At 73.7% G+C, this 22080-nt stretch carries 16 protein-coding genes; 9 read left to right on the top strand and 7 right to left on the bottom strand.

The features are described 5' to 3' along the window. The first annotated feature begins 5 nt into the window (after positions 1 to 5). The 3 genes from AB0447_RS03900 (at position 6) to fxsT (ending at position 5777) form a co-directional block, all read left to right on the top strand. Positions 6 to 1265: an FxsB family cyclophane-forming radical SAM/SPASM peptide maturase gene (locus AB0447_RS03900; protein WP_366474841.1), complete on the top strand. Its 1260-nt coding sequence runs from the start codon at positions 6 to 8 to the stop codon at positions 1263 to 1265. Next, positions 1262 to 2713 carry an HEXXH motif domain-containing protein gene (locus AB0447_RS03895; RefSeq protein WP_366474840.1) on the top strand — a complete coding sequence of 484 codons (1452 nt, stop codon included), beginning with the start codon at positions 1262 to 1264 and terminating at the stop codon, positions 2711 to 2713. The genes AB0447_RS03900 and AB0447_RS03895 overlap by 4 nt, the downstream gene beginning before the upstream one ends. 82 nt (positions 2714 to 2795) lie before the next feature. Continuing rightward, positions 2796 to 5777 carry an FxSxx-COOH system tetratricopeptide repeat protein gene (fxsT, locus tag AB0447_RS03890; RefSeq protein ID WP_366474839.1) on the top strand — a complete coding sequence of 994 codons (2982 nt, stop codon included), beginning with the start codon at positions 2796 to 2798 and terminating at the stop codon, positions 5775 to 5777. Positions 5778 to 5878: 101 nt separating this feature from the next. On the opposite strand, the gene AB0447_RS03885 is transcribed toward fxsT, so the two are convergent. The 5 genes from AB0447_RS03885 to AB0447_RS03865 all read right to left on the bottom strand — a co-directional run bounded on the left by AB0447_RS03885 (position 5879) and on the right by AB0447_RS03865 (position 13417). Continuing rightward, positions 5879 to 9802, bottom strand: coding sequence for a multifunctional oxoglutarate decarboxylase/oxoglutarate dehydrogenase thiamine pyrophosphate-binding subunit/dihydrolipoyllysine-residue succinyltransferase subunit (locus AB0447_RS03885; RefSeq protein WP_366474838.1), 3924 nt, complete (start codon positions 9800 to 9802; stop codon positions 5879 to 5881). 259 nt (positions 9803 to 10061) lie between these two features. Beyond that, positions 10062 to 11165, bottom strand: a complete 1104-nt coding sequence (locus tag AB0447_RS03880) for a HAMP domain-containing sensor histidine kinase (RefSeq protein WP_366474837.1) — start codon at positions 11163 to 11165, stop codon at positions 10062 to 10064. Continuing rightward, positions 11162 to 11905, bottom strand: a complete 744-nt coding sequence (locus tag AB0447_RS03875) for a response regulator transcription factor (protein ID WP_366474836.1) — start codon at positions 11903 to 11905, stop codon at positions 11162 to 11164. The genes AB0447_RS03880 and AB0447_RS03875 overlap by 4 nt, the downstream gene beginning before the upstream one ends. Positions 11906 to 11988: 83 nt before the next feature. Then, positions 11989 to 12666 carry a spermidine synthase gene (locus AB0447_RS03870; protein ID WP_366474835.1) on the bottom strand — a complete coding sequence of 226 codons (678 nt, stop codon included), beginning with the start codon at positions 12664 to 12666 and terminating at the stop codon, positions 11989 to 11991. Positions 12667 to 12784: 118 nt separating this feature from the next. Beyond that, on the bottom strand, positions 12785 to 13417 hold the full coding sequence (locus AB0447_RS03865) for a hypothetical protein (RefSeq protein WP_366474834.1): 633 nt from the start codon (positions 13415 to 13417) through the stop codon (positions 12785 to 12787). Positions 13418 to 13447: 30 nt separating this feature from the next. Here AB0447_RS03865 and AB0447_RS03860 point away from each other — a divergent pair, with 30 nt between their 5' ends. Both AB0447_RS03860 and AB0447_RS03855 read left to right on the top strand, forming a co-directional pair. After that, positions 13448 to 15115 carry a hypothetical protein gene (locus AB0447_RS03860; RefSeq protein WP_366474833.1) on the top strand — a complete coding sequence of 556 codons (1668 nt, stop codon included), beginning with the start codon at positions 13448 to 13450 and terminating at the stop codon, positions 15113 to 15115. A 138-nt stretch (positions 15116 to 15253) separates the two neighbouring features. Further along, positions 15254 to 16108 (top strand): sulfurtransferase, encoded by an 855-nt coding sequence (locus AB0447_RS03855; protein WP_366474832.1) that lies wholly within the window; start codon positions 15254 to 15256, stop codon positions 16106 to 16108. Here the strand turns inward: AB0447_RS03855 and AB0447_RS03850 are convergent. Beyond that, positions 16105 to 16539: a nuclear transport factor 2 family protein gene (locus AB0447_RS03850; protein ID WP_366474831.1), complete on the bottom strand. Its 435-nt coding sequence runs from the start codon at positions 16537 to 16539 to the stop codon at positions 16105 to 16107. The genes AB0447_RS03855 and AB0447_RS03850 overlap by 4 nt on opposite strands. 88 nt (positions 16540 to 16627) lie before the next feature. On the opposite strand from AB0447_RS03850, the gene AB0447_RS03845 reads away from it, so the two are divergent. Both AB0447_RS03845 and AB0447_RS03840 read left to right on the top strand, forming a co-directional pair. Further along, entirely contained in the window at positions 16628 to 17197 is a 570-nt protein-coding gene (locus tag AB0447_RS03845) for a PadR family transcriptional regulator (protein ID WP_366474830.1), read from the top strand. Next, complete coding sequence (locus AB0447_RS03840; protein WP_366474829.1) at positions 17184 to 17966, top strand: SGNH/GDSL hydrolase family protein; 783 nt, start codon at positions 17184 to 17186, stop codon at positions 17964 to 17966. Before AB0447_RS03845 ends, AB0447_RS03840 begins: the two co-directional genes overlap by 14 nt. Here the strand turns inward: AB0447_RS03840 and AB0447_RS03835 are convergent. Continuing rightward, a complete protein-coding gene (locus tag AB0447_RS03835) occupies positions 17961 to 18923 on the bottom strand; it encodes an arginase family protein (protein ID WP_366474828.1) in 963 nt (320 codons plus the stop codon). The two genes, AB0447_RS03840 and AB0447_RS03835, sit on opposite strands and share 6 nt — an antisense overlap. Positions 18924 to 19081: 158 nt before the next feature. Here AB0447_RS03835 and lon point away from each other — a divergent pair, with 158 nt between their 5' ends. Further along, a complete protein-coding gene (gene lon / locus AB0447_RS03830; protein ID WP_366474827.1) occupies positions 19082 to 21478 on the top strand; it encodes an endopeptidase La in 2397 nt (798 codons plus the stop codon). Positions 21479 to 21578: 100 nt separating this feature from the next. After that, positions 21579 to 22019: a MarR family transcriptional regulator gene (locus AB0447_RS03825; protein WP_366474826.1), complete on the top strand. Its 441-nt coding sequence runs from the start codon at positions 21579 to 21581 to the stop codon at positions 22017 to 22019. Positions 22020 to 22080 lie beyond the last annotated feature (61 nt).

Raw genomic sequence — 22080 nt, 5'->3', positions numbered from 1 at the left:
AGGCGATGAGGCACCCCACCACCGAGGATTCCGTGCTGCCCGCACACCGCCGCCACGCCCCCTGGCCGTACGCCCTGCTGGACGTCCCCGCGCTGCGCGCGGCCGGCCACCGCCCGCACCCGGTCCGCCAGTTCGTCCTGAAGACCCGCAGCCGGTGCAATCTCGCCTGCACCTACTGCTACGTCTACGAGATGGCCGACCAGAGCTGGCGCACCCGGCCCGCGGTGATGGCCCCGGCCACCGTGCGCCTCGCCGCCGACCGCATCGCCGAACACGCCGCCGCCCACGCACTCACCCGGGTCGACCTGGTGCTGCACGGCGGGGAACCCCTGCTCGCCCCCACCGCCGACCTCGCCGCCCCGGTCACCGCGATCCGCGCCGAACTCGCCCGCCGCTCCCCCCGCACCCGGGTCACCGCCACCGTCCAGACCAACGGCACCCTGCTCACCAGGGGCCGGCTGGACGCGCTGGCCGCCGCCGGGATCCGGGTCGGCGTCAGCCTCGACGGCGGCCTCGCCGCGCACAACGCGCGGCGCGTGGACCACTCCGGACGGCCCGGCTTCGCCGCGGCCGCGCGCGGGCTGCGGCTGCTGGCCCGGCGCCCGGAGAGCTACGCGGGGGTGCTGTGCGTGGTCGATCCGGCCCAGGACCCGGTGGAGACGTACGAGTCCCTGCTGGCCTTCGCCCCGCCCGCGATCGGGCTGCTGCTGCCGCTGGCCAACTGGAGCACCCCGCCGCCCGGTTCCCGCCCCGGCACCACCCCGTACGCGGACTGGCTGACCGCCGTCTTCGAGCGCTGGTGGCAGGGCGGGGTCCGGCGCACCCGCATCCGGCTCTTCGAGGAGATCATCGCCCTGCTGCTGGGACTGCCCGCCGCCAACGAAACCCTGGGGCTCGCCCCCGCCGCCACCGCCGTGATCGAGACGGACGGCAGCATCGAGCAGGCCGACTCGCTGAAGTCGGCGTACGAGGGCGCGGCCGGCACCGGGCTCACCCTGGCCCGCCACGGCTTCGACGAGCTCCTCGACCATCCCGGTCTGGCCGCCCGCCAGCTGGGCCGGGAGGCGCTGGCCGCGGACTGCCGGTCCTGCGAACTGGTCGAGATCTGCGGCGGCGGCCACTACCCGCACCGCTACCGGCCCGGCGAGGGCTTCCGCCAGCCGTCCGTGTACTGCGCCGACCTCCAGCTCCTCATCCGGCACATCGCCGCCGCGGTCCACCGGGCGGCCCTCGGTGCCGGCGCCGACCGGGAGGTGGCCTCGTGAGCGCCGCCGAAGGGGCGGGCCGCCACGCGGTGGACGGGCCGCCGCCCGCACCCCCCACGGACCCCGGCCCGGCGACCTCCCCGGCGGCCCCGGCGAACCCGGCGAACCCGGCGGCCCCGGCCGGCCCCGGGCGACGGGAACGGCCCGGGGAGCCCGGTCCTGCGGTCCCCGGGCCGCGGAAGGCCGCCGCCCCGCGCGGCCCGGCCGCAGAAGGGGCGTTGCCCGGGTTCGCGGTGGCGCGGGAGACCCTGTGGGCCATCGCCTCCACCGAGCCCTCCGCCGCCGGCACCCGGCTGGTGCAGGACATCCGCTGGTCCAAGCGGCTCGTGCTGCTCCGCGCGGTGCTGAACGCGGCACCCCCCGGCGAAGCCCAGGCCCACTGGGCCCTGCTGGAGGAGGCCGAGCGGCAGCACCCCGGAGCAGTGCGCGACGTACTCCTCTACCCGTCCACCGGGGTCTGGGCCGAGGAGACCCTGCGGCGGCTGCACGAACCGGACGGCCCGCCCGCCGACCTCGCCCACCTCGGCGCCCTCGCCGTGGCCGCCGCCCTGCGCGCCGGAATCCCCTTCAAGGCCACCCTGCGCCCCGCCCACGGGCGGATCGCGCTGCCCACCCTCGGGCTGCTGCGCCCGGACCGCCCCGGCCCGCTCGCGCTCGGCGAGCGGTCCTGGGACCCGGCCGACCCGGCCGTACTGCCGCTGCACACCCTGCCCGGCGGCCGGACCGCCCTCGACGACCTCGACCCCTACCGGGCGCCCGGCCGCGAGGGATCCGTCCGACCCGCCCGCCGGCTCACCCCCAAGGGCCACAAACGCTGGGACACCCAGTGGGCCGGGGCGCTCACCCTGCTGGAGCGGTACGACACGGCCCGGGCCGGGGAGATCGGCGCACTGCTGCGCTCCGTGGTCCCGCTGGCCGGCGGCTCCCGGTCGGCCGGTGCCACCCTGCCCGCCGCCGCCGGCTCCGTCCTGGTCCGCGGCCAGGCCCCGCCCGCCCTCGCCGCCACCCTGGTCCACGAGGTGCAGCACGGGAAGCTGGGCGCGCTCACCGACGTCCTCCCGCTGCACACCGCCGATCGCACCCACCGCTACTGGGCCCCCTGGCGCACCGACCCCCGCCCGCTGGAGGGACTCCTCCACGGCGCCTACGCCCACCTGGCGCTGGCCGGGTACTGGCAGCGGGCCGCCCTCTACGGGGCCCGCGCCGCCTGGGCCGGCCACGCCCGCTGCCGGGCCCAGGTCGCGGCGGTCCTGCCGGTCCTCCGGCAGGAACCCCAACTCACCCGGGCCGGGGCCGAGTTCGTCGCCGGGATGGTCGCCGCGGAACAGGCCATGGACGAGCTGCCGCCGCCCGGGGACCAGCACGCCACCGCCCGCCGGGCCCTGGACCGGGAACGCCGCGCCTGGTGCGAAGCGCACCCCGAACTCGCCGCGTCCGCACCAGGTTGAGCCCGTGTGACCTGCGCTACATTTCTGTTTCGATACGCAGGTCACCCCCGTCCACAGCCCGGATCTCAGGGAGACGGCCAGCATGACCATCAGTGCCGTGCACGCCCAGCGCTTCGTCATCAGCTTCGCCGGGTTCAACCGGCCCTGGGCCGCGTGGATCGCCCACCGGCTGGAGGAACACGGCCACCGGGTCACCCTCCAGCGCTGGGACCCGCAGCGCAGCCCCGGCCTCACCGAGGCACTCGACGACCTGGCGCGGGCCGGGGTCCGGGTCCTCCTGGTGCTCAGCGAGCGGTACTTCTCCGCCGGCACCCACACCGAAGAGGAATGGAACACCGCCCTCCGGACGGTGACCGAGCGGCACCCCGAACGGTTCGCCGCCGTCAGCCTCACCGACGCGCAGCTGCCCACCGCCGTGGCCGCGCTGGAGAAGGCCGACCTGTGGGGTCTGGACGCGTACGAGGCCGAGTACCGGGTGCTGCGCCGGCTGGAGCTGCCCACCGACCGGGTCGGCGCCGAAACCGGCCGCCGCGGCCCCCGGTTCCCCAACGACCCGCCCGAGATCTGGGGCCGGGTACCGCGCCGCAACCCCCGCTTCACCGGCCGCAACGACGTCATCGGCACCTTGCGGGCCGCCCTCGCCGAGTCCCCGGCCGGTGCCTCCACCGTCACCCTGCTCGGCCTCTCAGGAGTCGGCAAGACCCAGGTCGCCACCGAGTACGCCTACCGGTTCGCCTCCGAGTACGACGTGGTGTGGTGGGTGCCCGCCGAGGACCGGCCCACCCTCCGCGAACGCCTCGCCGACCTCGCACCCGCCCTCGGGCTGCCCCTCGGCGCCGGCAGCTACGGCGAGCAGATCCGGGCCGTGCTGGAGGCGCTGCGCCGCGGCAATCCGTACCACCGCTGGCTGCTCGTCTTCGACGGGTGCGACAACCCCGACGACCTCACCGACCTGCTGCCCACCGGCTCCGGCGACGTGATCATCACCTCGCGGAACCGCGAATGGGCCTCCCGGCACACCAACCTGGTCGAGGTCCCGCTCTACGCCCGGCCCGAGTCCATCACCTTCATCCGCCGCCGGGCCCTGCGCCTCACCGGCGAGGAGGCCGACCAGCTCGCCGAGGCGCTGGAGGACTATCCGCTCGCCCTCGACCAGACCGCCGGCTGGCTCGCCGACTCCCCGCTCACCGTCGGCGACTACCTGGCCCTGCTGCAGCGCCGGCTGGACTCCCGGGAGGCGGTCACCGTCTCCGACGACTACCCGCTGCCCTTCCCCACCGCCCTGGCGATACTGCTCAACAACGTCCGGGAGAACTTCCCCGACGCCCTCGCCCTGCTCCGGCTGTTCGTGTTCTTCGCCCCCGGCCGGGTCCCGCTCCGGCTGCTCCGCGAGTTCCCCGCCGACGACGTCCCCGAACAGCTCGCCGGCCTGATCAACGACCAGGTCCGCTGGAACGCCGCCCTCAACAAGCTGGTGCAGTTCTCCGTGGTCCGCCTGGAGTACTCCGACCTCGCCGTCGAGGAGGGCGGCGGCGGTACGGAGACCGTGCAGCTGCACCGGATGGTGCACGGCATCGTCCGGGACAACCTCGCCGAGGACGAGGCCGCCCAGCTGGCCCGGGCCGTACGCCAGGTCCTGGCGGCCGCCGACCCGGGCCGGCCCACCGACTCCCGGCTCTGGTCCCGCTACGCCGAACTCATCCCGCACCTCGAATCGGCCGGGGTGCTCACCAGCTCCAACCCGCGGATCCAGAACTTCCTGCTGCACTGCCTGCGCTACCTGATCCTGGCCGGCGAGTACCGCACCTGCCTGCGGCTCGCCGAACAGACCGACGACGCCTGGCGGGCCATGCTCGGCGAGCACCACGACAAGGTCCGCGAGCTCAGCTACCACTACGGCGGCGCCCTGCGGATGCTCGGCCACTTCCGCCGCGCGGAGGTGCTCAGCAAGACGATCGCCGACCGGCTCACCGCCGAACGCGGCGACCGCGACCTGGAGACCCTGCGGGCGATCAGCACCTACGCGGCGGTGCTGCTGAACACCGCCAAGTTCGAGCAGGCCCGGACCCTGCTGGAGCACTGCTTCGCCGGCTACCGGGAACTCCTCGGCGAGGACGACTCCATGACCCTCAACGCCGAGAACAACGTCGCGGTGGTCCTGCGGCTGCTCGGCCGCTACCCGGAGTCCTACGAGACCGACCTGGACACCCTGCGCCGCCGCGAGCGGGTGCTGCGGGTCCGGCACATCGCCACCCTGTCCAGCGGCATCGGCTGCGCCATGGGGCTGCGGCTGATGGGCCGCTACCGGGAGGCCCTGGCCCGGCAGGAACAGGGCCTCAAGCTCAACGCCACGGTGCTCGGCGAGAACCACCCGCAGACCCTGCGCGCGGAACACAACCTCGGCATGTGCCTGCGCCGTTCGGGAGACATCCCGGGCGCCGGGGCCCGGCTCCGCAGCGTCCTGGAACGCTCGACCCGGGTGCACGGGGCGACCTTCCCGTGGACCCTGATGGTGGCCTCCGACTTCGCCACCTACCTGCGCGAGTACGGCGACATCGAGGAGGCCCGGCGGATCTCCGAGGACGTAGTCCGGGGCTACCAGACCCAGCTGGGCCTGGCCCACCCGTACAGCATCGGCACGGTCGGCAACCTGGGCCTGGTCCTGCGGGCGCAGGGCGAACGGGAGGCGGCGCTCAGCCTCTGCGAGCAGGCGCTGGTGGGGATGCGGGGGGCGCTGGGCGACCGGCACCCGTGGACGCTGGGCTGCGCGGTCAACGCGGCCGGCTGCCGGAACATCACCGACCGGTTCGCCGACGCGCTGGACCTGAGCCGCGAGACGCTGCGGACCACGGAGCAGGTGCTGGGCGGGGACCACCCGATGACGCTGACCGCGCAGATCGCGCTCGCCGCGGACCTCAGGTCGCTGGGGCAGATGGAGGAGGCGCAGAAGCACGAGGACGCGGGCCTGAAGTCCCTCGCCCGCACCCTGGGCCCGCAGCACGTCCACACCGTCTCCGCCCGCCAGCGGATGCGGCCGTACTGGGACTTCGAGCCCCAGCCGTAGCCGGCAGCGGCCGGGCCCGCTCACGGACGCCGGAAGGCCCGGCTCCCCCTGGTGGGGGAGCCGGGCCTTCCGTTCGACCGGGGCCGGGCAGGCCCGGCCGATTACGCCTCGAAGACCTCGGCCAGCAGCTGCTGCTGCTCCGCCTGGTGGCGCTTCGCGGAACCGACCGCCGGGGACGAGCCGTGCGGGCGGGAGATCCGGCGCAGGCGCTCGCCCGCCGGGATGTCCGCGCCGACCGCCAGGTCGAGGTGGTCGATCAGGTTGAGCGCGATGAACGGCCAGGCACCCTGGTTCGCCGGCTCCTCCTGCGCCCAGATGTACTTCGCCGCGTTCGGGAACTTGGCGATCTCCGCCTGGAGCTCCGCGCCCGGCAGCGGGTACAGCCGCTCGATGCGGATGATCGCGGTGTCCGTGATGCCGCGCTTCTCCCGCTCCGCCTCCAGGTCGTAGTAGACCTTGCCGGCGCAGAAGACGACCTTGCGGACCGCGTTCGGGTCCACCGTCGCATCGCCGATGACCGGACGGAACGCGCCCGTCGTGAACTCCTCCGCCTTCGACGCCGCCGCCTTCAGACGCAGCATCGACTTCGGGGTGAAGACGATGAGCGGCTTGTGGTGCGGGTTGTGGACCTGCCAGCGCAGCAGGTGGAAGTAGTTCGACGGCAGGGTCGGCATCGCGACCGTCATGTTGTTCTGCGCGCAGAGCTGCAGGAACCGCTCCGGGCGGGCGGAGCTGTGGTCCGGGCCCTGGCCCTCGTAGCCGTGCGGCAGCAGCAGGGTGACGCCGGAGGTCTGGCCCCACTTCTGCTCGGCCGAGGAGATGAACTCGTCGACGACGGTCTGCGCGCCGTTGACGAAGTCACCGAACTGCGCCTCCCACAGGACGAGCGCGTCCGGGCGGGCCAGCGAGTAGCCGTACTCGAAGCCCATGGCCGCGTACTCGGAGAGCAGCGAGTCGTAGACGTTGAAGCGGGCCTGGTCGTCCGAGAGGTACAGCAGCGGGGTGTAGTCCTCGCCGGTCTCCCGGTCGATGAGGACCGCGTGCCGCTGGCCGAAGGTGCCACGGCGGGAGTCCTGGCCGGACAGCCGGACCGGGGTGCCCTCCATCAGCAGCGAGCCGAAGGCGAGGGTCTCGCCCATGCCCCAGTCGATGGTGCCCTCGTCGATCATCGCCGCGCGGCGCTGCAGCTGCGGCAGCAGACGCGGGTGGACGGTGACGCCCTCGGGGATGTTGACCTGGGACTCGGCGATCCGCTTGACGGCCTCGAAGGAGATCGCGGTGTTGACCTCGACCGGGAACTCGGCCTGCGCGACCGGGACCGGGGCGCCGCCGACGGGCTGCGCGGCGGCCTCGCGGACCTCCGCGAAGACCTTCTCCAGCTGGCCCTGGAAGTCCTGGAGCGCCTGCTCGGCCTCTTCCAGGGTGATGTCGCCACGGCCGATGAGGGACTCGGTGTACAGCTTGCGCACCGAGCGCTTCTTGTCGATCAGGTCGTACATCAGCGGCTGCGTGAACGCCGGGTTGTCCGACTCGTTGTGGCCGCGGCGGCGGTAGCAGATGAGGTCGATGACCACGTCCTTGTTGAACGCCTGGCGGAACTCGAAGGCGAGCCGCGCCACGCGGACCACGGCCTCCGGGTCGTCACCGTTCACGTGGAAGATCGGCGCCTCGATCATGCGGGCCACGTCGGTCGCGTACATGGAGGAACGCGAGGACTCCGGGGCGGCGGTGAAGCCGACCTGGTTGTTGATGACGACGTGGACGGTGCCGCCGGTGCGGTAGCCGCGCAGCTGCGACATGTTCAGCGTCTCGGCGACCACACCCTGGCCGGCGAAGGCCGCGTCGCCGTGCAGGGCCAGCGGGAGGACGGTGAAGTCCGTGCCGCCCTTGTTGATGACGTCCTGCTTGGCGCGGGCGACACCCTCCAGGACCGGGTCGACCGCCTCCAGGTGGGAGGGGTTGGCGACCAGCGAGACCTTGATCTGCTCGCCGTCCAGGCCGGTGAAGGTGCCCTCGGCGCCCAGGTGGTACTTCACGTCGCCGGAGCCGTGCATCGACTTCGGGTCGAGGTTGCCCTCGAACTCGCGGAAGATCTGCGCGTACGACTTGCCGACGATGTTCGCCAGGACGTTCAGGCGGCCGCGGTGGGCCATGCCGATGACGACCTCTTCGAGGCGGGCCTCGGCGGCGGAGTCGATGACCGCGTCGAGCAGCGGGATGACGGACTCGCCGCCCTCCAGCGAGAAGCGCTTCTGGCCGACGTACTTCGTCTGGAGGAAGGTCTCGAAGGCCTCCGCCGCGTTCAGGCGGCGCAGGATCCGCAGCTGCTCCTCGCGCTCCGGCTTGGAGTGCGGGCGCTCGATGCGGTCCTGGATCCACTTGCGCTGCTTGGGGTCCTGGATGTGCATGAACTCGACGCCGGTGGTGCGGCAGTACGAGTCGCGCAGCACGCCGAGGATGTCGCGGAGCTTCATCATCGACTTGCCGGAGAAGCCGCCGACCGCGAACTCGCGCTCCAGGTCCCACAGGGTGAGGCCGTGCTCGGTGATGTCGAGGTCGGGGTGCTTGCGCTGCTTGTACTCCAGCGGGTCGGTGTCGGCCATGACGTGGCCGCGGACCCGGTAGGAGTGGATCAGCTCGAAGACGCGGGCGGCCTTGGTGACGTCGTCGTCGTGGCTGGCGTCGATGTCGCGGTTCCAGCGGACCGGCTCGTACGGGATGCGCAGCGACTCGAAGACGTCGTCGTAGAAGTCGCTCTCGCCGAGCAGCAGGTTCGCGACGATGCGCAGGAACTCGCCGGAGGCGGCACCCTGGATGACCCGGTGGTCGTAGGTCGAGGTCAGGGTCATGACCTTGGAGATGCCCAGCTTGTTCAGGGTGTCCTGGGAGGTGCCCTGGAACTCGGCGGGGTAGTCCATGGAGCCGACGCCCATGATGACCGACTGTCCGGGCATCAGGCGGGGCACGGAGTGGACGGTGCCGAGGCCGCCCGGGTTGGTGAGGGAGACCGTCACGCCGGTGAAGTCGTCCATCGTCAGCTTGCCGACGCGGGCGCGGCGGACGATGTCCTCGTAGGCCTGCCAGAACTCGAAGAAGTTGAGGGTCTCGGCCTTCTTGATGCCGGCGACGACGAGCTGGCGGTCGCCGTTGGGCTTCACCAGGTCGATCGCGAGGCCGAAGTTCACGTGCTCCGGCTTGACCAGGGTGGGCTTGCCGTCCTTCTCCGCGAAGGAGTAGTTCATCGACGGCATGGCCTTGATGGCCTGCACCATCGCGTAGCCGATCAGGTGCGTGAAGGAGATCTTCCCGCCCCGGGCGCGCTTGAGGTGGTTGTTGATGACGATGCGGTTGTCGAACAGCAGCTTCACCGGGACGGCACGGACGGACGTGGCCGTCGGCACCTCCAGGGAGGCGTTCATGTTCTTCGCCACGGCGGCGGCCGGGCCGCGGAGCGTCACCAGCTCGGGGCCGGCAGGGGCCTCGGTGGTGGGCGCGGCCTTCGGGGCGGCGGCGGGGGCGGGAACGGCCTGAGGGGCGGCGACCGGGGCCGGTGCGGCGGCCGGGGTCTGGGAGGTGACAGTCACAGCAGGGGCACCAGAGGGGGTGGCAGGAGCAGGGGCAGGAGCTGACACGGGCGCAGAGGGCGGCGCGGCGGCAGCCGCTCCGGTGGAGCCGGTGCTTGCACCGGGGGGCGTCGGCGCAGGAACGGCGCCGGCCGCCCCCGTGGCGGCGGCGTCAGGGGCCTGCGTGACCGGAGCGGGGGGCGCGGCGGGAGTGGCGGCCTGTGCGGAGGCGCCATCCGTCGTCGTGGGCTGCTCCGCCTTCACCGGGGCGGCAGCGCCCCCCGGCTTGTAGTCGGCGAAGAAGTCCCACCAGGCCCGGTCGACCGAGTTCGGGTCCTGGAGGTACTGCTGATAGATCTCGTCGACGAGCCACTCATTGGCGCCGAAGCCTGAGGCAGGGTTCTTCCCGCCCTCTGCTGCTTCGGTCGTGGTGCTCGAGTTACTGGGGGACTGTGGCGACACGGCGGCAACCGCCCTCTTCCGCTTCACAAGGTATGGACAGCGGGAATAAAGGCTACGCCTCCCGGGGGGTCAGATGCAGACCGGGCGGGACTTACGTCATGCAGGTCACATCGAACGGCGGGTTTCACTGCTTGGAATGGCGGGAAACTAGCGTGGTTCGGGTAGGGGTGACCGTGGTTGCGGCCCCCTGGCTTCGCACCCCTGATGGATCCCGGGCACGTGTGGCCGAGATCATCTCCTTCCCGTCTCGAACCCTACGTCAAGCTGCGGCCTTCGGGCTGCCCGGAAGGGTGACGAGGATCCGGCAGCCCCGGGAGGATTCGGCCACCCCGATGTGCCCGCCGTGCAGGCCGACCGCCCAGCGGGCGATCGCCAGGCCCAGTCCGGTGCCCCCGTCGCCGCCCCGGGCACTGCCCCGGTTGAACCGCTCGAAGACCCGGTGGCGCTCCGACTCGGGGATGCCGGGGCCCTCGTCCACGACCTCCAGGGCCAGGCTCCCGGGCGCGTCGTCGCCGCGCCGGGCGCGGACCGTGACCCGCCCGTGCTGGGGGCTGTGCTTGACCGCGTTGTCGATCAGGTTGGCCACCACCTGGTGCAGCCGCTCCGCGTCCGCGTGCGCCGTCAGGTCGGGCGGGAACACGTCCAGGTGCAGGTGGACGTCCTTGCGGGTGTGGTTGCCGGAGCCGGAGGCCAGCGAGCGCTGCCCGGCGGCCAGCCCGGCCTCCTTCAGGATCCCCGACAGGTAGGGCCAGACCTCGAAGCGGCGCGCCTTCAGCGGCACCACCCCGTTGTCCACCCGGGACAGGTCCAGCAGGGTCTCCACCAGGTTGCCCAGCCGCTCGGTCTGTTTCAGCGCCGTCCGCATGGTCTCCGGATCGGCGGCCGAGACCCCGTCCACCACGTTCTCCAGCACCGCCCGCAGGGCCGCGATGGGGGTGCGGAGCTCGTGCGAGACGTTGGCGACCAGCTCCTTGCGGTGCCGGTCCACCGCCTCCAGGTCGTCCGCCATCACGTTGATGGTCGCGGCCAGGTCGCCGAGCTCGTCCCGGCGCTCGGCGCCGTGCACCCGGCGGGTGTAGTCGCCCTGGGAGATCGCCCGCGCGACGGTGGTCATGTTGTCCAGCGGCGCGGTCAGGCTGTGCGCCACGAACTGGGTGATCAGCATCGAGGCGATCACCGAGAAGACCGTGATGAACCGGACCTCGGTCTTGGTCCGCAGGGCCACCATGAGCAGCCCGGTGGTGATGAAGACCGAGACCACGACCAGGGTGCCGAGCTTGGTCTTGATCGAGAACGGCGAGAAGGGCCGCAGCCCCTGTCCGGCGGCCCTGCGGGCGTTGCGGGCCCCGCCGGCGGAGGTCATGCCCCCGCCGGGGTCTCCAGGGCGTACCCGACGCCGTGGACCGTACGGATCCGCTCGGCGCCGATCTTCCGGCGCAGCGCCTTGATGTGGCTGTCGACCGTACGGGTGCCGGACGCGTCGGCCCAGTCCCACACCTCCGCGAGCAGCTGCTCGCGGGAGAGCACCGCGCGCGGGGTGCCGGCCAGGCAGACCAGCAGGTCGAACTCGGTGGGGGTGAGGTGCACGTCCTCGGTGTGCACCCGGACCCGCCGCTGGGCGTGGTCGATCTCCAGGTCGCCCAGGCGCAGGGTGGAGCCGCGGGGGGCGGTGGCGGCGATGGTGGCCCGCTCGACCCGGCGGAGCAGGACGTGCACCCGGGCGGCCAGCTCGCGCATGGAGAACGGCTTGGTCATGTAGTCGTCCGCACCGACCCCGAGGCCGACCAGCATGTCGGTCTCGTCGTCACGGGCTGTGAGCATCAGCACCGGCACCGGCCGCTGCGCCTGGACCCGCCGGCAGACCTCCAGGCCGTCGAAGCCGGGCAGCATCACGTCGAGGACCAGCAGCTCCGGCTGCCAGCTCTCGGCGGCCGCCACGGCGGCCGGGCCGTCGCCGGCGGTCTGGACCTGGAAGCCCTCGGCGCGCAGCCGGGCCGCGATGGCCTCGGCAATCGTGTGGTCGTCCTCGACGACGAGTACGCGCCGCTGGGCGCCGGGGGTTGCCGCGGCACTGCTGTGGGTGGTGTGTGTCTGTTCCGTCATCCCGCCCTCGTCCCCGCCCGATCCCGTTGTCCGCGTAATGGGGTGCAGCGTAGAGGAGCCACCGGCCTGCGGCTATGCGGGGTCTACGCAGGGTTCCGGCCGAGATGGACCGCGTCCGGGACACCTCGGGCAACGGGCACCTCTTCGGTGCGTACCGATCTGAATCCGGCATTCCGCATGGCTTGTTCGAACGCGGGGGACGGCTGTGCGGACCAGACGGCGAGCACGCCGCCGGGGCTCAACCGGGCCCGGCAGGCGGCGAGTCCGGCGGGGGAGTACAGGTCCTGGTTGCCGTCGGTGACGGTCCAGTCGGGTCCGTTGTCGATGTCCAGACAGAGGGCGTCGTACCGGTCGGGTCCGTCGGGTGACGCGTGCAAATGGGTCACGAGATCGGTGTGCAGGATCGTTACCCGGGGATCGGCGAGGGCGGCCGCGGTGACCGAGCCGAGCGGCCCGGACCGGTGCCAGTCGATGATCGCCTCCTCGCGTTCGGCGACCACGATCCGGCCCCAGCGGTCCTGGGCGGCGGCGTGCGCCAGGGAGAAGCCGACACCGAGCCCGCCGATGAGGACGGAAGGCCGGGCGGGCGGGGGGTCGAGGGCCAGGTGGGCGGCGTCGACGAGGAGCCGCTCCGAGCGGCCGTCGGAGGTGTCCATCAGGAAGCAGCCGTTGGCGATGATCTCGTACGTCTCGTCGCGGCGGCGCAGGACGACCTCGCCGTGGGGGCCGTGGCGGCGGTCGAGGGTGACGGGTGCTGTCATACGGGGCTCAACGAAGGCCCCGGGCCCGCTGTTCCGGTGCGGGGCATTGTTGTCAGGTCGGCGGCGTCGGGCCGGCGCTGTCGGGCCGTCGTCCTCGGATCGGCGGTCTCGGGCCGGTTCAGAACTCGGGGAGCTCGGCGAGCACGTCCGTGAGCGCGGGCGGGATGGAGCCGTCGGCGGTGGCCACTTCGTAGCCGCCGTGCACGAACGCGTACACGAACCCGTCGAACACGGGCCGGTCCCCCATGGAGATGCGCGGGAGGCGGGGGAACTCGGCCTCGGCGAGGGCGGCGCGGAGCCGGGCCAGCCGGCCGGCGGTCAGCTTCCCGCTGCCCACCGTGCGGGCGGCCGCGTTCAGGCGGGTCCACGAGCCGTCGCCCTGGATCACCAGGCTGCTCTGCCGGCCGGCGAGGCCGCCGCTGCGGGTGACGATGAGCAGGTCCTCGTCGGCGCGGGTGGGCGGGGGAGTGGGCGTGGGCGTGGGGGCGGGCGGGGCCGTGGGTGGTGCGGTGGGTGTGGCCGCGCCGGTCGTTGCCGGGGCGGTCGTTGCCGGGCTGGCCGGAGGGGCGCCCGGGGCGGAGGCGGGCGGCCGGGCCGTCCCGGGGGCGGCTGCCGTGCCGGTGGGGGAGGCTGTGGCGCCGGGCGTGCCGGACCCGGCCGGACTGCCGAAGGTGCACCCGCCGAGCACCGCGGCCCACACCAGCACCCCGGCCGTCGCCCGTCCGGCCCGGATGGCGCTCACCGCCCGCATGCCCCACCCCCGTAAGGTCTCCGTCGACCCATGAGTATGGGGTCCGCACCCTCGTACGGAAAGCACTCGGAGGCAGTCATCAGCCGCATCGCACCCTGGCGCGTGCTGCTCCCGCCGGCGGCCCTCGCCCTCCTCCTCGGGCTCTGGGGCCTCGACCGGGGCGGCAGCATGTGGCGCGACGAGTCGGTGACCTGGCAGGTCGCCCATCGCCCGCTCGGCGAGCTGTGGGAGCTGCTGGGCCGGGTGGACGCCGTGCACGGCCTCTACTACCTGCTGATGCACGGGGTGTTCGCCGTCTCGGACGGCGCCGGCGCCCACGCGGCCGCCGGGGCCGCCGGCGGCCTGTGGGCCCTGCGGCTCCCCTCGGTGGCCGCCACCGCCCTGGCCGCCGCCGGGGTCGCGGCAATCGGGCACCGGCTGGCGGGTGCGCGGGGCGGTCGCGCCGGCGAAGGGGCCGGCGGTCGCGCCGGCGAAGGGGCCGGCGGTCGCGCCGGCGAAGGGGCCGGCGGTCGCGCGGGCGAGGAGGCCGGTGGTCGCGCCGACGAGCGGGCCGGTGGTCGCGCCGACGAGCGGGCCGGTGGTCGCGCGGACGGGCGGGCCGGGGAGTGGGCCGGTGGTCGCGCGGGCGGGCAGGCCGGGGAGTGGGCCGGTGGTCGCGCGGGCGGGCGGGCCGGGGAGTGGGCGGGCCTGTGGGCCGGGCTGCTGTACGCCGTCCTGCCGCCGGTCCAGATGTACGCGCAGGAGGGCCGCTCGTACGCCCTGGTGGCCGCCGCCGTGGTCTGGGCGACGTACCTGCTGCTGCGCGAGCGGTGGGTGCCGTACACCGCGCTGCTCGTCCTCGCCTGCTGGCTGCACGAGTTCGCCGTACTGGCCCTGCTCGCGCACGCCGTCACCGGATGGCGCTCGCGGGCCTGGCGGCGCAGCGCTGCCGTGGTCGTCGTCCTGCTGCTGCCGCTCGCCGTGCTCAGCGCCGGCCAGGCCGGGCAGCAGCTGGCCTGGCTGGGCCGCCCGAGCGCGGCGGACTGGGCGGCGTACGCCGTGGTCGCGACGGCCTCCCTGCTGCTCGCCCGGGGCGCGGACCGCGAACTCGTCCGGGTCGCCCTGCCGCTCGCGCTGCTGCCGGCCGGGCTGCTGATGACGGTCTCGCTGGTCCATCCCTGGTACGTGGACCGGTACGTGCTCTACTCGCTGGCCGGTCTGGCCCTGCTCGCGGGCGCGGCCCGCCCCCGCGTGCTGCTGCCGCTGACCGCCGTGCTGGTGGCCGCCGCCGTCCCCTGGTCCCTGTGGCTGCGGACGCCGGAGAGCCGCAAGGACGATGCGCTCGCCGTGGCCGGAGCGGTACGGGCCGTCGCCCGGCCGGGCGATGCCGTGCTGTTCATGCCGGCCCGGCGGCGCGAGTGGCTGCTGTCCTCCCCGGAGGTGTACGAGGGGCTGCGCGACGTGGCCCTGGCCGGCAGCCCGGCGGCTTCGGACAGCCTCCAGGGCACCGAGCTCCCGTCGGCCGAGATCCTGGCCCGGCTCGTCGACTCGCCCCGCGTCGTGGCCGTACAGGACCCCGCGGACCAGCCCCGTGACCCCTATCCGCGCGAGGCCGTCAAACGGCAGACGCTGGTCGGCCACTTCGAGCTGTGCTCGGTGACGGAGGTCCGCGGCGCCCGGGTGGCGCTCTACGCCCGCCCGGGGGAGTGCGGGCGCTGACGGCGGGGCCGGGACGGGCCGACGGCACGGCCCGTACGGGCTTGGCCGGTACGGGGATGGCCGCCGGTGCGGGGCGGCCGTGACGGAGGCCCGGCCTCCGGGGCAGGATGGGGGCATCCCAGCAGCCCCGGAGGCCCCATGACCGCCCGTCAACCCCGTGGGCCCGAACTGCCCACCACCTCCCTGGTCGACGTGGCCTGGCTGGCGGACCGGCTCGGCACCCCCGGGCTGGTGGTCTTCGACGCCTCGATCGGCGCCCACCGGGGCGGGGCCTCCCGGATCCCCGGGACCCGCCCCTTCGACCTCGACGGCGACCTGTCCGACCACACCGCCCCGCTGCCGCACACGATGCCCGGGCCCGCCGCCTTCACCGAGTCGATGCGCGCGCTCGGGCTCGACGACACCGCCGGCGCCGTCGTCTACGACGGCGCCGGCGTCTACTCCAGTGCCCGCGCCTGGTGGATGCTGCGCGCGATGGGCTTCGACCGGGTCGCGGTCCTGGACGGCGGGCTCCCCGCCTGGGCGGCGGCCGGCCTCCCGCTGGTGGCCGGACCGGCGGCGTACGACGGCCCGCGCGGCACCTTCACCGCCCGGCCGCGGCCCGGCCTGCTGGCCGACAGCACCGAGGTCCTCGGCGCCCTCGCCGACCCGGCCGCGGCGGTGTTCGACGCCCGTACGCCCGAGCGCTTCGCCGGCACCGCCCCGGAACCCCGTCCCGGCCTGCGCGCCGGCCACATGCCGGGCGCGGTCAACCTCCCCTTCGCCGAGGTCCGGACCCCGGACGGCTTGATGCGCCCGCCGGCCGAGCTCCGCGCCGCCTTCGAAGCCCTGACCTCGTCCCCGGACCGGCTCTACTTCAGCTGCGGCTCGGGCGTCACGGCCTGCATCCTGGCCCTCGCCGCCGACCTGGCGGGCTATCCCGACCTGGCGGTCTACGACGGCTCCTGGAGCGACTGGGCCCGCCCCTCCGCCCTCCCGGTGACCTCCTCCTAGGGGGTGTCGCCCGCCCCCGGCACGAGCCCGTCGGCGACGAGCCCGGCCAGGACCGCCTGCCCCAGCGCGTGCACCGCGGACTGGGGGCGGACCATCACGGTGAACTCCTTGACCCGGCCCGTCCCGTCGAACTGGAGCTGGTCGATGCCGTGGATCTGCTTGCCCTGCACGGTGGCCCGGAAGGGCAGGATCACCGACGGGGCCTCTTCGCCGTCGGAGCTGGTCTCGGCCGTGCCCTCGAAGCGGCCGATGTAGCGGAGGTCCTCGAAGACGCGCAGCAGGACACCGAAGAGCCCCAGCACCATGGGCTTGCCCTCGAAGGGGGTGAACTTCACCGGGCTGTAGAGCCGGATGTCCTCGGTGAACAGGTCGTCCAGCGCGGCGAGATCGCGCTTCTCCACGGCGGCGCGGAAGCGTTCGGCAGTTTCCATGACCCCTCCCCTACTCAAAACCATGAATAGTCATTTTCTTGACTATGATGATGCAGGGGAGTGCGACGAAGGGGAAGAGGCGGCTGCGATGGCCTTGAGACATGCCGTGCTGGCGGCCCTGCTGGACGGCGAGTACAGCGGATACCAGCTGGCGAAGGCGTTCGACATCAGCGTGGCGAACTTCTGGCACGCCTTGCCCCAGCAGCTGTACGCCGAACTGGCCAAGCTGGAGAAGGAAGGCCTGGTCGCGGGCCGGCAGGTGGTCCAGGAGACCCGCCCCAACAAGCGCCTCTTCCGGGTGACCGAGGCCGGCCGGGCCGAGCTGGAGGAGTTCGCCGCGGCCGCGTCGAAGCCCACGTTCATCCGCGACGACCTCCTCGTCAAGGTCCAGACCGCCGACCGCATCGGCACCGGCCCGGTGATCGAACAGCTCGAGGAGCGTGCGTCCGCCGCCGAGGCCAAGATCGAGCTGCTGGACAAGCTGCTGCGGCGGATGCGCGGCGACACGGACGAAGAGCAGTACCTGATCCGGGGCGAGCGGATCGGCGGGTACCTGACCTGCCTGCGCGGCCTCGCCTTCGAGCAGGAGCACCGGGACTGGTGCCTGCGGAGCGCATCCATCCTGAGGGAGAGGCAGACGACCCATGCCGAACGGTGAGTACCTGCGCTACGTCGCGCTCGGCGACAGCCAGACCGAAGGACTCGGCGACGGGGACGACACCGTCGGCCTGCGCGGCTTCGCGGACCGGCTCGCCGAGCACCTCGCGGCCGCCGACCCGGCGGTCCGGTACGCGAACCTGGCCGTACGGGGATGCCTGGCCGGGCAGGTCCGCGCGGAACAGCTGGGGCCGGCCCTGGCCCTGCGCCCCGACCTGGCCACCGTGGTCGCCGGGGTCAACGACCTGCTCCGGCCCCGGTTCGACGCCGCGGAGGTGGCCGGGCACCTGGAGGCGATGTTCGCCGCGCTGACGGCCGCCGGCGCCCGGGTGGCGACCGTGACCTTCCCCGACGTGGCGGAGATCGTGCCGCTGGCCCGGCCGCTCCGGCCCCGGGTGTTCGACCTCAACGCCCGTATCCGCGCCGCGGCCGCCCGGCACGGGGTCACGGTCGCCGAAACCGGCCGGCCGGCCATCGCAACGGACCCCCGGCTGTGGACCGCGGACCGGCTCCACGCGGCCCCCCTCGGCCACGAACGGATCGCCGCGGCCCTCGCCCACGCCCTCGGCCTGCCCGGCAGCGACGACAGCTGGACGCTGCCGCTGCCGCCCCGGGCTCCGCGCACGGCCCGGCAGGCCGCGGCGGCCGAACTCCGCTGGGCCGCCTCCCACCTCGCCCCCTGGCTCGGCCGCCGCCTGCGCGGCCGGTCCTCCGCCACCGACCGCACCGCGAAACGCCCGCTGCTCCTGCCCGTTCTCCCCGCGTCATGAGCCGCCTGACGGACCGCCGGACGGACCGCCGGACGGACCGCCGGACGTGCTGCCGGACGGGCCGTCGAACTGGCTGAACCTCCGTGACAAACCCCTGCGCAGGCACTCGGTGAGGCGGCCCGCGATGGTCCCGTCCGGGTCGAGGCGGGGATTGAAGATGGTGACGTCGAGCCCACGGGCCCGCTCGTCGGAAAGCGCCGCACCCAACACGCTCTCCAGCTCCGGCCAGGTCAGCCCGCCCGGGAGCCGGTAGTCGACGGCAGGCATGACGGCGTCGTCCAGGACGTCGACGTCGAGGTGCACCCAGTACCCCGCCACCCCGTCGGCCGTGAGCCACTCGACGGCCTGCCGCGCGGCCGCGACAGCGCCGACCGTACGGACCCGGCCGAGGTCCATGGCGTGCAGCTCCGGCGGCAGCGGCTGCATCCCGGCCCGGGCGGACTCCTCGGAGTCGCGGAAACCGAAGGCGACGACGTCCTCGTCCCGCAGCAGGGGCCGGCGCCCTTCGAGGTCGGTGAGCACCCGGGGGCCCCGGCCGGTGGCCAGGGCGAGTTCCATCGAGGCGGCCTCGCCGAGGGGCTCCGCCGCCGGCTGGTAGAAGTCGGTGTGCCCGTCGAGGAACAGCAGCCCGTGGCGCCCCCGACGCCGCAGGGCGAGCAGGTTCCCGAGCAGGATGCTGCAGTCCCCGCCGAGCACCACCGGGAACGAGCCGCGGTCGAGAACCTCGCCGACCGCATCGGCCAGCCGGACGGAGTACTCCGCGATCCCGGCCGAGTTGAGCACCCCGGTGCCGCCTTCCCGCCCCGGGTCGTACCCCGGCGCCTCGACCCGCCCGGCCCGCACCGCCCCGGGCCCGCCCAACAGCCCGGCACCGAGAAGCGCCGCCGGCAGGTCTTGAACTCCGGACGGCCTCAACCCGAGCACGGACGGCGCCTCGACGACCTCCACCACCTGCACGACCGATTCCCTTCCCGCCCGGGCAGCCGCGGCGGCCACCTCACCTCATAGTGCCGCAAAACGACGTGTTCGCCCGGGGCGAACGGAGGTTGGGGAACATTGGGGGCCGCAGGTGCATTGAGTCGGCATAGCTCAACTTCACTGCCGGAGGGAAGATCATGGCTTCGACGTCCGTAACGCTCACCCTGCCCGTACTGCCGCTCGACGACGAGGTCGTGCTGCCCGGGATGGTCGTCCCGCTGGATCTGTCCGACGCCGAGGTGCGCGGAGCCGTCGAGGCCGCGCAGGCGAAGACGGGGAGCGGGAAGCCCCAGGTGCTGCTCGTACCGCGGGTCGACGGGAAGTACGCCGCGACGGGTGTGCTGGGGACCGTCGAGCAGGTGGGGCGGCTGTCCGACGGGGATCCGGGCGCGCTGATCCGCGGCCGCGACCGGGTCCGGATCGGGGCCGGCACCACCGGGCCCGGTGCCGCGCTCTGGGTCGAGGGCGAGGTGGTCGAGGAGAAGGTGCCCGATCCGCTGCCCGGAGCCGTCACCGAGCTCGTCAAGGAGTACAAGGCCCTCGCCACCAGCTGGCTGAAGAAGCGCGGGGCCTGGCAGGTCGTCGACCGGGTGCAGCAGATCGAAGGGGTCTCGGCGCTGGCCGACAACTCCGGCTACTCCCCCTTCCTGACGGTCGACCAGAAGGTCGAGCTGCTGGAGACCGCCGACCCGGTCGCCCGCCTGAAGCTCGCCGTGAAGTGGCTCAGCGACCACCTCGCCGAGCAGGACGTCGCCGAGTCCATCGCCAAGGACGTGCAGGAGGGCGTGGACAAGCAGCAGCGCGAGTTCCTGCTGCGCCGTCAGCTGGAGGCGGTCCGCAAGGAGCTGCGCGAGCTCAACGGGGACGGCGAGGGCGAGGAGGCCGACGACTACCGCAGCCGCGTCGAGGCCGCCGACCTGCCCGAGAAGGTGCGGGAGGCCGCCCTCAAGGAGGTCGAGAAGCTGGAGCGGTCCAGCGACCAGTCGCCGGAGGGCTCCTGGATCCGGACCTGGCTCGACACCGTCCTGGAACTGCCCTGGAACGAGCGGACCGAGGACGCGTACGACATCCGCGGCGCCCGCGCCGTCCTGGACGCCGAGCACGCCGGGCTCGGCGACGTGAAGGACCGCATCACCGAGTACCTCGCCGTGCGCAAGCGGCGCGGCGAGCGCGGCCTGGGCGTCGTCGGCGGGCGGCGCGGCGGGGCCGTGCTGGCCCTGGTCGGCCCGCCCGGCGTCGGCAAGACCAGCCTCGGTGAGTCCGTCGCCCACGCGATGGGCCGCAAGTTCGTCCGGGTCGCGCTCGGCGGCGTACGCGACGAGGCGGAGATCCGCGGCCACCGCCGGACCTACGTCGGCGCCCTCCCCGGCCGGATCGTACGGGCCATCAAGGAGGCCGGGTCCATGAACCCGGTGGTGCTCCTCGACGAGATCGACAAGGTCGGCTCCGACTTCCGCGGCGACCCGGCGGCCGCCCTGCTGGAGGTCCTGGACCCCGCCCAGAACCACACCTTCCGGGACCACTACCTGGAGGTCGAACTGGACCTGAGCGATGTCGTCTTCCTCGCCACCGCCAACGTCCTGGAGGCGATCCCGGAGGCCCTCGCGGACCGGATGGACCTCGTCCGGCTCGACGGCTACACGGAGGACGAGAAGGTCGTCATCGCGCGGGACCACCTGCTGCCGCGCCAGCTGGAGCGGGCCGGGCTCGGTGCCGACGAGGTGTCGCTGGAGGAGTCGGCGCTGCGCAAGCTGGCCGGCGAGTACACCCGCGAGGCCGGTGTGCGGACCCTGGAACGGTCCATCGCCCGGCTGCTGCGCAAGGTGGCCTCCCAGCACGAGCTGGGGGAGCGGGAACTTCCGCTCGACATCGGGGAGGACGACCTCCGCGCCCTGATCGGCCGCCCGCACCACGTGCCGGAGTCCGCGCAGGACCCGGCCGAGCGGCGGACCGCCGTGCCCGGCGTGGCCACCGGCCTCGCCGTCACCGGCGCCGGCGGCGACGTGCTGTTCGTCGAGGCCTCCCTCGCCGACCCGGAGACCGGCGCGGCCGGGCTGACCCTGACCGGGCAGCTGGGCGACGTGATGAAGGAGTCCGCGCAGATCGCGCTCAGCTTCCTGCGCTCGCACGGCGCGGAGCTGGAGCTCCCGGTCACCGGGCTGAAGGACCGCGGGGTGCACATCCACTTCCCGGCCGGCGCGGTACCGAAGGACGGCCCGAGCGCGGGCATCACCATGACGACGGCACTGGCCTCCCTCCTCTCCGGGCGGCAGGTCCGCACGGATGTGGCGATGACCGGTGAGGTCTCGCTGACCGGCCGGGTGCTGCCGATCGGCGGGGTCAAGCAGAAGCTGCTGGCCGCGCACCGGGCCGGGATCACCACCGTGATCATCCCGAAGCGGAACGAGGCCGACCTGGACGATGTGCCGGCCGAGGTGCTGGAGCGGCTGGAGGTGCACCCGGTGACGGACGTACGGCAGGTCCTGGAGCTCGCCCTGGAGGGGGCGGAACTCGCGGTCACCGCGGCCGCCTGACCCGGCACCACCACCCGGCACGGCGCGGTCCCGCCTGTCGCGGGTCCGGGCCGTCGCGCTGGGAAATACTGGTCCCACACACCACGGATGGGAGCTGGACGTGCACGGCAGCGAAGACCAGGAGTTCCTCGCACTGGAGCGGGAGCTGTCCGTCTTCCTCCGGCGCGCCCGCGCCTCCTCCGGCGAGATGGCCCGGGAGCTCCACCCCGAGCTGGAACCCGCCGCGTACGGGCTCCTCGTACGGCTGGAGGACGCCGGCCGGCAGCGGGCCACCGACCTCGCCGGCTACTTCGGGGTCGGCAAGGCGACCATGAGCCGGCAGCTGCGCGCCCTGGAGGAGCTCGGCCTGGTGGCCCGGCAGCAGGACCCGGCGGACGGCCGGGCCTTCCTGGTCGGGCTCACCCCCGAGGGCCGGGAGCGGTTCCTCAAGGTCCGCGACGCCCGGCGGGTCCGGTACATGCGCAAGCTGGCCGGCTGGGACCGCGGCGAGGTGGCGGAGCTGGCCCGGCTGCTCAACCAGCTGAACCGGGGATCGGAGTAACAGGACGCCGGCGGGGCTGGATTTTCCAGCCCGTCCGGCGTTTGAGGACCGGGTCCGGGCA

The sequence above is a fragment of the Streptomyces sp. NPDC051211 genome, from assembly GCF_040689505.1.
In the GTDB taxonomy this organism is placed as follows: Bacteria; Actinomycetota; Actinomycetes; order Streptomycetales; family Streptomycetaceae; genus Streptomyces.
The sequence above is the reverse complement of the archived record's forward strand: the minus strand, read 5'-3'. Positions and strand labels throughout refer to the sequence as shown.